Below are 11,154 nucleotides of genomic sequence, written 5' to 3' on the forward strand. Positions count from 1 at the left end.
GCGCACGACTGCAGGTGGGGCGAGCGACGAACAACGCCACAGCGCGACCAACGCCGCCGGATGTTGCCGATGCTAGGCATCGGCGGCCACTTTACCACTGCTGTTCGCGCGCGCCCTGGCACCCGGTTGTCGGCCGCTCAGGGCGTCAGACAGCGCTGGATGAATGCCTCTGCGGTCTTGTAACGATGCAAGGCAGTGCTGCCGGACAAGCCGTGCTTGGCGCCGGGATAGGTCATCAATTCGAAGGCGGTGCCACGCGCCTGCAACGCGCTCATCAGCGCGGTGGAGTTGGTGAACAGCACGTTGTCGTCGGCCATGCCGTGGATCAGCAGCAGCTTGGCGCGCAGGCCGTCCAGATGAGTGGCGATGCGTGCGTCGCGGTAGCCGTCGGCATTGCCGGCCGGCAGGTCCATGTAACGCTCGGTGTAATGGGTGTCGTACAGCCCCCAATCGGTGACCGGTGCGCCGGCCACACCGCAGGCATAGGCCTCGCTGTGCCTGGCCAGCAGCATCAGCGTCATGTAGCCGCCGTTGGACCAGCCCTGCACGCCGATGCGTGTGGGATCGACCCAGCGCTGCGCCTTGAGCCAGGCCACACCCTGCAATTGATCGTCCACTTCGACGGTGCCCTGCCTGCCATACAGCGCGCCACCGAAGGCGCGGCCACGCCGCGGCGTGCCGCGGTTGTCCAGCGAGAACACCACATAGCCGCGCTGGGCAAGGTACTGATCGAACAGCGCATCGCCACGGCTCGGCCAGGCATCGAGCACGGTCTGCGCGGCGGGGCCGCCATACACGTACACCACCACCGGATAGCGCTTGGCCGGGTCGAAGTTGTCCGGTTTGATCAGCCGATACTGCAGCGGCGTGGTGCCGTCGGCAGCGGTGAGCGTGCCGAATTCCACCGGGCGCTGCGCATCGCGGTATCTGGCATACGGGTGCTGCGGATCGGCCAGATCGTTCTTCAGCAGTGTGGCGATCTTTTCGCCATTGGCATGGAACAGCTCGATCTGCGGCGGCGTGGCGGTGTTGGACCAGGTATCGACATACACGCTGGCATTGCCGGCGAAACTGGCGGCGTGCGTGCCGTGGGTTGTCGAACGTTGTTCGATCGCACCGCCGGCCAGCGGCACGGCGTAGAGGTGGGCCTGGGTCGGCGATTCCTTGCTGGCGGAAAAATACACCGTGCTGGCTTGCTCATCGACGGCGAGCAGTGCATCGACCACCCAGGCGCCGGAGGTCAGCGGCGTGAGCGTGCGCCCGTCTTCCGATGCCACATACAGATGTTCGTAGCCGCTGCGCTCGGAGTTCCAGATAAAGCGACCGTCCTTGAGAAAACGCAGATCGTTGTGGAGCGGCACCCAGGTCGGCGAGGTCTCGGTGACCAGCACGCGCTGCTCGCCGCTGGCCAGCGTGGTTTCGATCAGCTCGAGGGTTTTCTGGTCGCGCGACTGGCGCTGGAAGGTCAGCCGCTGCGCATCGCGCCAATCCACCCGTGCCAGATAGATATCGGGGTTATTGCCCAGCTCGATCCAGCGCGGCGCAGCGTTGGCGCGCGGTGCGATCACACCCAGTCGCACGGCCACATTGGGCTGGCCGGCCTGCGGATAGCGCTGGCTGATGACCTCGGTGTGGTCGGCATAGACTTCCGGGCGCTTTTGCACCGGCACGCCGGATTCGTCGATACGCGCGAAGGCGATCGCCGAGTCGTCCGGCGCCCACCAGTAGCCGGTGTGGCGATCCATTTCCTCGTCGGCGACGAACTCGGCCACGCCGTTGCCGATGGTCTCGCTGCCGTCGCTGGTGAGCTGCAGCTGCTTGCCGCTGGCCAGGTCGATCACCCACAGGTTGCGCTCGCGCACGAAGCTGACAAAGCCGCCCCTGGGCGAGAGCTTGGCGTCGGTGGCGAAGCCTTCGCCGTGGGTGAGCTTGCGCACTGCCGCCGCGCCGGTCTTGCGCAGGTCGTACAGATACAGTTCGCCACCGAGCGGGAACAACAGTGCATGTGCGTCCGGCGCCCATTGGTAATCGACGATGCCGGCGAAGGTGGCGATGCGTTGGCGCTCGCGGCGTGCCTTTTCGACATCGCTGAGCGTTTCGGTGCCGGGCAGGACGATTTTGGAATCGACCAGCAGGCGGGTCTGGCCGCTGGCGATGTCGTACTCCCACAGATCCAGTTGATTGCGGTCGCTGTCCTTGCCGCGCAGGAAGCTCACGCGCGAGCCGTCGGGGGCGACCTTGGGTTTCATCAACGTCGGGCCGGACAACGGCAACGGGCCGGTGATGGCGTCGAGGGTGAGTTTTTCGGCGTGGGCGGTGGTGATCGTGCTGAGCATGAGGGCAAGGGCGGCGAACAGGGCGCGCATCGAAGATCCTGTCGTGAGATAACGCACAGGATGCGGGCGCGTGGGGTGTTTGAGAAGCGCGGCGGCTGATGGCGCGCGTGGACGTCCTGCCATTTTGTGCACGCGGCGCTAGGCGCGCGGACCGTACCCTTACCCCAACCCCTCTCCCGGAGGGAGCGGGGCTCAGGCGCCGTGTTGAATTGCTGTACGTGCGCTGTTTTTGCTACTGCACCCTCAGCGCTTGCCGAACAGATGCTTGCGCTCTTCCTCGCTCAGCGGCTTGCCGGCGTTGGGGTTGACCTGCTCCTTCAGCGCATACGCACGTTGCGTGGCCGGGCGCGCGGCGATGGCGTCGTGCCAGCGCTTCAGATGCGGGAACTCGGCGTAATCGGGGCGGAGGTCGCCATAAACCTCGATCCAGGGATAGCTGGCCATGTCGGCGATGCCGTACTCCGGGCCGGCCAGGAACGCGTGCTCGGCCAGGCGCTTGTCGAGCACGCCATGCAGGCGACGCACCTCGGCGTTGTAGCGTTCGATCGCGTAGGGAATCTTTTCCGGCGCATAGACGCTGAAGTGGCCCATCTGGCCGCTCATCGGCCCCAGCCCGCCCATCTGCCAGAACAGCCATTCCAGCGCGGCAATGCGGCCGCGCGCGTCGCGCGGCAAGAAGCGGCCGGTCTTCTCGGCCAGATACAGCAGGATGGCGCCGGATTCGAACACGCTCTGCGGGGGGCCGCCGTCGGACGGTGCGTGGTCGACGATCGCCGGCATCTTGTTGTTGGGCGAAATCTGCAGGAAGGCCGGCTCGAACTGCTCGCCCTTGCCGATGTTGACCGGCTTGAGCGTGTACTCCAGCCCGGCTTCTTCCAGGAACAAGGTGACCTTGTGGCCATTGGGGGTGGGCCAGTAGTACAGGTCGATCATCGTGCGCTCCAGTTCGGCAGGGGATGGCACGCGGCCGCGCGCCTTGACGGCCGATAGTACGACCAAGCCAGCTACCTGCGCGTGCGCCTGCCGTAGCGCTGATTGGAACGATGTGTGACGCGATTGGCTCGTGGCCGATGCTGCAGTGCAAGTTGACTTGGTTAAGGCTGCGCTCACAAATGCTCGATTGTTTCATCGACCTTCGCCTGTCCCGCCTGGGGCCGGCTTATCTTCATTTGGGGAAGGAATCATCGTGAGAGAGCCACGCACCCTGCCGCGCACGCGGCGTCTGACGTCTGCCCTGCTGTTTGCCCTGTCGACGCCACTGGCCGCGCAGACCGCGCCGGCACCGCAGTCCGCATCCACCGTCCCCGGCGCGGGCCAGGCCGATCCTGCCACGCTCGATGCGGTGCAGGTCACCGGCATCCGTGGCAGCCTGACCTCGTCGATGAACGTCAAGCGCGATGCGCAAGGCATCGTCGACGGCATCGTGGCCGAGGACATCGGCAAGTTCCCCGATACCAACCTGGCCGAATCGCTGCAACGCATCAGCGGCGTGTCGATCGACCGTTCGCTGGGCGAAGGCTCGCGCGTCACCGTGCGCGGCGTCGGGCCGGACTTCAACCTGGTGCTGTTGAACGGCCGGCAGATGCCGGGCGCCAGCATCGAGGAATCCAACGCCTCCAACTCACGCGCGTTCGACTTCGCCAACCTCGCATCGGAGTCGATCTCCGGCATCGAAGTGTTCAAGACCAGCCGCGCCAGCACGCCCACCGGCGGCATCGGTGCGACCATCAACATCAAGACGGCCCGGCCGCTGGACAACCCGGGCCTGCATGCCAACGTCGGCCTCAAGGGCGTGCACGACAGTTCCAACGAGAATCTGCCCGGACGCCTGCAGGGCGATTCGCTGACACCGGAAATCTCCGGCATCTTCAGCAACACCTCGGCCGACGGACGCTTCGGCGTGTCGCTGAGCGGTAGCTACCAGGAACGCGACTTCGGCTACAGCCAGGTCGGCGTGCCCAACGGCTGGCGTTCGTTCCGCGGCGATTCCACCGCCTACGGCACCATCCCGCAGCCAGGTACGCCGGGCTCGGAGAACATCGTCAACCGCCCCGGCCCGAACGATATCTATTCGGTGCCGCAGAACCTCAACTACCGCGTGGTCGGCGTGGAGCGCCAACGTACCAACGGCCAGTTGACGCTGCAGTACAAGCCGCTGGACAACGTCACCACGACGCTGGATTACACCTATTCGGAAAACAAGATCCAGCAGCAGCGCAACGAGATGTCGGTGTGGTTCAACTATGGGCCGTCGGCCAGCGCCTGGACCAATGGCCCGGTCGCCGGGCCGGTGACCTATTCGGAAATCGTCAATCCGGCCACCAGCGATCTGGCCACCGCCGGCTCCAATGCGGCCACGCGCAACCAGAACAAGTCGCTGGGTTTCAACGTGGATTGGGCGGTCAACGATCAGTTCAAGCTCAACTTCGACATCCACCGCTCCACCGCCGAAGCCGGCGCGGACAGCCCGTACGGCTCGAGCAACTCGCTGGGCGTGTCCGGTTTTTACCGCGGCACCTCGGTGGTGGATTTCAGCAAGGATTTCCCGGTGTTGCAGCAGCAGCTGGGCTTTGGCCTGACCGGGCTGGATCCGTCGCGCACGCTGGTCACCGGCTCGGCGTTCCGCAACAGCTACATGAAGTCGGAGATCGACCAGGCCCAGGTCAACGGCGACTTCACCTTCGAAAACTATTCGCAGTTGAAGTTCGGCATCGGCAGCACCGAGGTCAAAAACCGCTCGGCGTTCTCCAACGTGCAGCGCGACACCTGGGGCGGTGCCGGCACCGCGGCCGATTATCCGGACGATCTGTGGATCCCCAGTTCGTTCGCGCAGTACTTCGATGCGATCGACGGCAGCGGCAATCCGGCGCAGTTCAACCAGCTGTTCCTGTTCGACTTCGAACGTGCTCGCCAGGCTGCCGCGCAGGTGGCCGGCGACGAGGCGCTGTACCGCACCTCGCCGGTATTCACCACCGACCGCCGCGTGACCGAAAAATCCAAGAACGCCTACCTGCAGTGGAACAACAGCTGGGACGATCTGCGCGTGCCGATCAGCCTGGCCGCCGGTGTGCGCTACGAAGAAACCAAGGTGGACGCGCAGGCGCTGGTGCCGGTGGCGGTGGGCATCGACTGGGTCGCCAACAACGAGTTGCCGATCCGCCTGGCCGACTCTGCGTTCGCCAGCGGCAACGGCAAGTACGAGTACTGGCTGCCCAGCCTGGACCTGAGCTTCAAGCTCACCGAGGATCTGGTGCTGCGCGGCAGCTACGGTGAAACCATCGGCCGGCCCGGCTGGGGCGATATCCAGGGTGGGCAGACGCTCAACCAGATCGCGCGCCTGGAAGGCGGCACCGGCCAGGAAGGCAATCCCGGCCTCAAGCCGCTGCTCTCGCACAACATCGACCTGTCGCTGGAGTGGTACTACAGCGATGCCAGCTACGCCTCGGTGGGCTTCTTCCGCAAGAACATCGACAACTACATCGGCGTAACCACGCGCAACGATGCCTCGCTGGGCTTGAACACGCCGGTGGGTGGTGCGTACTGGAACGAAGCGCTGGGCAACGGCTGCGCCTCGGCCGACCTGACCTGCATCCGCAACTACATCTTCCGCAACCGCGGCGGTGCGCCCGGTGTGGTGCGCGGGCAGGACGATTCCAACGGCAACGCCACCGGTGTGATCAGCGGGCAGCCGGGCGATCCGGTGGCCAACTTCGCCATCACCGCGCCGGCCAACCAGCGCTCGGCCTCACTGGACGGTTGGGAGCTCAACCTGCAGCACATGTTCGGCGCCAGCGGCTTCGGCGTGTCGGCCAACTACACCATGGTCGACTCCGGCCTGACCTACGACAACTACGTGATCGGCGAGCAGTTTGCGCTGGAAGGGCTGAGCGACTCGGCCAACGTGGTCGGCTTCTACGACAGGGACAAGTGGCAGGTGCGTGCGGCCTACAACTGGCGCGACGAATTCCTGGCCGCGCGCTTCGATGGCAGCGGCCAGCCCAATCCGGTCTATACCGAAGCCTATGGCCAGCTGGATCTGAGCATCGGCTACCAGTGGACCGAGAACCTGTCGCTGAGCCTGGAGGCGATCAACCTCACCGACGAGGTGCAGCGCCAGCACGGCCGGCACCCGAACCAGATCATCTACGCCACCCAGACCGGCCCACGCTACATGCTGGGCGTGCGTTACAAGTTCTGGTGATGCCACTGCTTCACCAAGCGTCCCGGCAGCGCGCCTGCCGGGACGCTTGCATGGCCTTCCGACGTGCCGACCGGAGTTGTTGCATCCGGCACTTGCCACGCGAAGGGTCACTGTCCAAACATGGGCCACGCGCCCCGCGTGATGTGGCTTCCCCATGACCAATGCCGTGTTATTGAACAATCTCGATCACCGCGATCTGCGCGTGATCACCGCGCACGGCGCCGCCTTCGGCGATGACGTGATGTCGGCCGCGACCTTTCCGCAGGAATTTCGCCAACTGCAGGCGCAATACCCGATCGTGTTCCATCGCAGCGGCGAGCGCAGTTTTCGGCCGCTGGCGTTGCTGGGATTGCGCCTGGGCGAAAACCTGTTCCTGGACGGCGCACGCTGGGATGCGCCGTACGTGCCGCTGGCGATCCAGCGGCAACCGTTTTCGATCGGCGAGCAAGCGGACGGGCCGATGGTGCACGTGGATCTGGACAGCCCGCGCATCAGCCGCAGCGAAGGGGAAGTGCTGTTCCGCGAACACGGCGGCACCAGCGAGTTTCTCGACCACATCAGCCAGGTGTTGCGCACCTTGCACGATGGCCTGGCGGCGAGCGAGGCCTTCGTCGCACGCTTGCTTGGCTACGATTTGCTCGAACCGTTCGTGTTCGAGGCCACGCTGCAGAACGGCCTGGAATGCCGTCTTAGCGGGCTCTACGCCGTGCACGAAGAGCGCCTGCGCGCACTCGACGATGCGGCCTTGCTCGATTTGCACCGGCATGGCGATCTGGAACCGCTGTACATGGCGGTGGCCTCGATCGCGCAGTTCCGCCATCTGCTCGACCGCATGCAGCGCCGTCATGCTGGCTGAGCCGCGCGCCATCGAAGAACGGCACGGGCTGGACCCACAGCAGCTGGACCCGGCCGTGCTGCGCTCCACCACGCCCCTGGTGTTGCGCGGGCTGGTGCGCGACTGGCCACTGGCGCAGGCCGGCGCGACCTCTGCGCAGGCGGCGGTCGCCTACCTGCGCGGTTTCGATCGCGGCGAGGCAGTGGTGGCGCAGGTCGGCCCGCCGGACATCGGCGGGCGCTTCTTCTACAACGCGGACATGAGCGGCTTCAATTTCCGCCCCGAACGCGTGCCGCTGAGCGTGGTGCTGGAGACCCTGCTGCGCGATCTGCACAACCCGCAACCCCCGGCGATCTATGTCGGGTCCACCACGCTGGACACCTACCTGCCCGGCCTGCGCGCGCACAACCCGATCGCCCTGCCGCAGGCGCAGCCGCTGGCCAGTATCTGGATCGGCAACCGCACCCGCATCGCCGCCCACCAGGACCTGCCCGACAACCTGGCCTGCGTGGTCGCCGGGCGCCGCCGCTTCACCCTGTTTCCGCCGCAGCAACTGGCCAATCTGTATATCGGCCCGCTCGATCTCACCCCTGCGGGGCAGCCGGTCAGCCTGGTCGATATCGCCGCGCCGGACCTGCAGCGCTTTCCACGCTTTGCGCAGGCGCTGGAACACGCGCTGGCGGCCGAGCTGGAACCGGGCGATGCGCTGTTCATTCCCAGCATGTGGTGGCATCACGTCGAAGCGCTGACGCCGTTCAACGTATTGGTGAATTTCTGGTGGCGGCAGAGCCCGGCCTACATGGATTCGCCGATGAACGCGCTGATGCTGGCGCTGCTCACCCTTCGCGACCTGCCCGCCGAACAGCGCGCCATCTGGCAGGACGTGTTCGACCATTATGTGTTCGACGCCGATGCGGACACCGCCGCATACATGCCGGAGTCCGCGCGCGGCGTCCTGGCGCCGATGGACGAGGCCCGTGCCCGCAGCCTGCGCGCACGATTGCTGCAACGCCTGAATCGCTGAGGATCTGACCCGATGACCGACACCGCCCCTTCCGACCCACAACAGCGCCCGGTACGCCGCGTCGTCATCGCCGGTGGCGGCACCGCCGGCTGGATGGCCGCCGCCGCGTTATCCAAAGTGCTGGGCCGGCACCTGCAGATCGTGCTGGTGGAATCGGACGAGATCGGCACGGTGGGCGTGGGCGAAGCCACCATCCCCAGCCTGGTCACCTTCCACCGCCTGCTGGAGATCGACGAGGCCGCGTTCATGGCCGCCACGCAGGCCACCATCAAGCTGGGCATCGGCTTCGAACACTGGCGCGACGTGGACCGGCACTACATCCACTCCTTCGGCCACACCGGCACCGATCACTGGAGCGCGGGCTTTCAGCATTTCTGGTTGAAGGGCCGGCAGCGTGGCGTGGCGCGCGACTTCGGCGACTATTGCCTGGAACTGCGCGCCGCGCAGGAAGGCCGCTTTGCGCATCTGCCCAATGGCGGCATGAACTACGCCTATCACCTGGATGCCGGCCTGTACGCGCGCTTCCTGCGCCGCTTCAGCGAAGGCTTCGGCGTGCAGCGTATCGAAGGCCGCATCGGCAGCGTGGAGACCGACGCGCACAGTGGCTATCTCACCGCGTTGATGCTGGACAACGGCACGCGGGTGGAAGGCGACCTGTTCCTGGATTGCACCGGCTTTGCCGGCCTGCTGATCGGCAAGACGCTGGGCGTGGGCACGGACGATTGGTCGCAGTGGCTGTTCGCCGACAGCGCGCTGGCGGTGCAGACCGAGTCGGTCGGCGCGCCGGTGCCCTACACCCGCTCGCGCGCCGATCAGGCGGGCTGGATGTGGCGCATTCCGCTGCAGCACCGGGTCGGCAACGGCATCGTGTACTCCAGCCGCTACATGGACCAGGACAGCGCCGCACAGGTGCTGCAGCGCAATCTCAGCGGCCGCGCACTGACCCAGCCGCGCGCACTGCGCTTCACGCCCAATCAGCGGCATCGGGTGTGGGAAAAGAACTGCGTGGCGCTGGGGCTGGCCAGCGGCTTCCTGGAGCCGTTGGAATCGACCAACATCCATCTGATCCAGCGCGGCATCATCCGGCTGATGCAGACCTTCCCGCAGGTCATCAACGATGTCGACATTGCCGAGTACAACCGCCAGGCCGCCGCCGAAATCACCCATATCCGCGATTTCGTGATCCTGCATTACCACGCCACCGACCGCCGCGATACGCCGTTCTGGCGCGATTGCGCGGCGATGGACATCCCCGACACGCTGCGTCATCGGGTGGAGTTGTTCCGCCAGAGCGGGCGGGTGTTCCACCAGGCCAACGAGCTGTTTGCGGAAAATTCCTGGGTGCAGGTGATGCTGGGCCAGGGCATCACGCCGAAGCAGCATCACCCGGTGGCCGACCTGATGGGCGATGCCGAGCTCCGTCATTTCCTGGAGAGCATCCGCACGCGGGTCGATGCCGCACTGGCACGCCTGCCTGCGCATGCGGACTTTCTGCACCGCTACTGCCCTGCGCCGCCGCTGCCCGAGCCGGCCACACGGCTGCCGGCCGATGCGGCGCTGGCTACCGGGGCGGGATGAATTTCGCGCGCGGAAGGCGCCTGCCTTGGCTTAGACCACCCCAGCAATGCTAGATTGCCGCTTTGCCGTCCATTGCGGGAACAATGGCCGGCCTCGCCGCAGCATCTTTCGCAATCGGGGTAAGGGGGACGCATGTTGGATCTGACACAGGGCCGTATGGCACGCCGGATCGCGCCGGTCATTTTGTTGGTTGGCCTGGCTGCCTGCTCCAAGCAGGACGACAAGGCCGCCACCACCGCGCCTGCCACCGGCGCCACGCCTGCGGCACCGGCCACCGCGCCGACGCCGGCCACGGCGGTGTCGCCGCAGGTGCAATCGATGGCCGCCGACCAGTTGCGCGCATCGGCCACCAAGGCCTTGCAGGACAACCGCATGTACGCCCCGGCCGGCGACAACGCGGTGGAGTACTACCTGGCCTTGCGTGAAAAGCAGCCGCAGGACGCCACCGTCAACAGCGCGCTGACCGATCTGCTGCCGTACACGCTGATCGCCGCCGAACAGGGCATCAGCCGCGAAGAATTCCCCGAGGCGCAGCGCCTGATCGCGCTGATCGAAAAGGTCGACCCCAAGGCACCGGCACTGCCGCGCCTGAAGAGCGGCCTTGAAAACGGCATGAAGACCGCCGCCAGCCGCTCCGAACAGGATGCCGAGCAGGCCAAGAAGCTGGTCGAGGACAAGGCCAAGCAGGCCGCCGAGCAGAAGCGTCTGGCCGAGCAGCAGACCCGCGAGGCGGCCGCTGCGCAGCAGATCGCCGCGCAACAGGAAACCGCCCGCCAGCAGAGCGCAGAGGCCGAACGCCAGGCCGCCACGCGCCGTCAGGCCGAGGCCCCGGCACCCACTCCAGCCGCCCCGCGCCCGGCACCGGCGGCCGCCGCAGCTGCACCGGCCGCGCAGTCGCTGCGCCCGATCAGCACCCCGGCACCGCGTTACCCACCGGAAGCGCTGCGCGCCGGCACTTCCGGCGAAGTGCTGGTGGAGATCACCGTCGGCACCGACGGCTCGATCACCGCCTCACGTGTGCTGCGCGCCACCCCGCCACGCGTGTTCGACCGCGAAGCGCTCAATGCGGTCAAACGCTGGCGCTTCGAGCCGGTGGCCGCACCGGTGACCACGCGGCGCACGCTGTCGTTCAACCCGGGCGGTTGAGTGGGGCGTTGGGCGATCGAGTAGTTCTGCATGC

7 protein-coding genes are annotated in these 11,154 nt (G+C 66.3%); 5 read left to right on the forward strand and 2 right to left on the reverse strand.

The features are described 5' to 3' along the window. Positions 1 to 137 precede the first annotated feature (137 nt). Both FHT09_RS12285 and FHT09_RS12290 read right to left on the reverse strand, forming a co-directional pair. Entirely contained in the window at positions 138 to 2,366 is a 2,229-nt protein-coding gene (locus FHT09_RS12285; RefSeq protein WP_181141283.1) for a S9 family peptidase, read from the reverse strand. A 213-nt stretch (positions 2,367 to 2,579) separates the two neighbouring features. Further along, positions 2,580 to 3,269, reverse strand: coding sequence for a glutathione binding-like protein (locus FHT09_RS12290; RefSeq protein ID WP_104605868.1), 690 nt, complete (start codon positions 3,267 to 3,269; stop codon positions 2,580 to 2,582). A gap of 253 nt (positions 3,270 to 3,522) precedes the next feature. Here FHT09_RS12290 and FHT09_RS12295 point away from each other — a divergent pair, with 253 nt between their 5' ends. From FHT09_RS12295 to FHT09_RS12315, 5 genes are all read left to right on the forward strand, one after another. Then, positions 3,523 to 6,537 (forward strand): TonB-dependent receptor, encoded by a 3,015-nt coding sequence (locus FHT09_RS12295; RefSeq protein ID WP_104605840.1) that lies wholly within the window; start codon positions 3,523 to 3,525, stop codon positions 6,535 to 6,537. Positions 6,538 to 6,691: 154 nt separating this feature from the next. After that, positions 6,692 to 7,393 carry a SapC family protein gene (locus FHT09_RS12300; protein ID WP_181141284.1) on the forward strand — a complete coding sequence of 234 codons (702 nt, stop codon included), beginning with the start codon at positions 6,692 to 6,694 and terminating at the stop codon, positions 7,391 to 7,393. Further along, a complete protein-coding gene (locus FHT09_RS12305) occupies positions 7,383 to 8,396 on the forward strand; it encodes a cupin-like domain-containing protein (protein ID WP_104537669.1) in 1,014 nt (337 codons plus the stop codon). Before FHT09_RS12300 ends, FHT09_RS12305 begins: the two co-directional genes overlap by 11 nt. Positions 8,397 to 8,408: 12 nt before the next feature. After that, complete coding sequence (locus FHT09_RS12310; protein ID WP_104605841.1) at positions 8,409 to 9,974, forward strand: tryptophan halogenase family protein; 1,566 nt, start codon at positions 8,409 to 8,411, stop codon at positions 9,972 to 9,974. Between the two features lie 132 nt (positions 9,975 to 10,106). Further along, positions 10,107 to 11,120 (forward strand): energy transducer TonB, encoded by a 1,014-nt coding sequence (locus FHT09_RS12315; protein WP_104605842.1) that lies wholly within the window; start codon positions 10,107 to 10,109, stop codon positions 11,118 to 11,120. The last annotated feature ends 34 nt before the right edge of the window (positions 11,121 to 11,154 follow it).

It is taken from the genome of Xanthomonas sp. CFBP 8152, assembly GCF_014199025.1.
GTDB classification, from domain to species: Bacteria; Pseudomonadota; Gammaproteobacteria; order Xanthomonadales; family Xanthomonadaceae; genus Xanthomonas; species Xanthomonas arboricola_B.

Excerpts from the sequence above, each read along its gene's own strand:
- FHT09_RS12285 (WP_181141283.1), bottom strand. The coding sequence starts at position 2,366 with ATGCGCGCCCTGTTCGCCGCCCTTGCCCTCATGCTCAGCACGATCACC.
- FHT09_RS12290 (WP_104605868.1), bottom strand. The coding sequence starts at position 3,269 with ATGATCGACCTGTACTACTGGCCCACCCCCAATGGCCACAAGGTCACC.
- FHT09_RS12300 (WP_181141284.1), top strand. The coding sequence starts at position 6,692 with ATGACCAATGCCGTGTTATTGAACAATCTCGATCACCGCGATCTGCGC.
- FHT09_RS12305 (WP_104537669.1), top strand. The coding sequence starts at position 7,383 with ATGCTGGCTGAGCCGCGCGCCATCGAAGAACGGCACGGGCTGGACCCA.
- FHT09_RS12310 (WP_104605841.1), top strand. The coding sequence starts at position 8,409 with ATGACCGACACCGCCCCTTCCGACCCACAACAGCGCCCGGTACGCCGC.
- FHT09_RS12315 (WP_104605842.1), top strand. The coding sequence starts at position 10,107 with ATGTTGGATCTGACACAGGGCCGTATGGCACGCCGGATCGCGCCGGTC.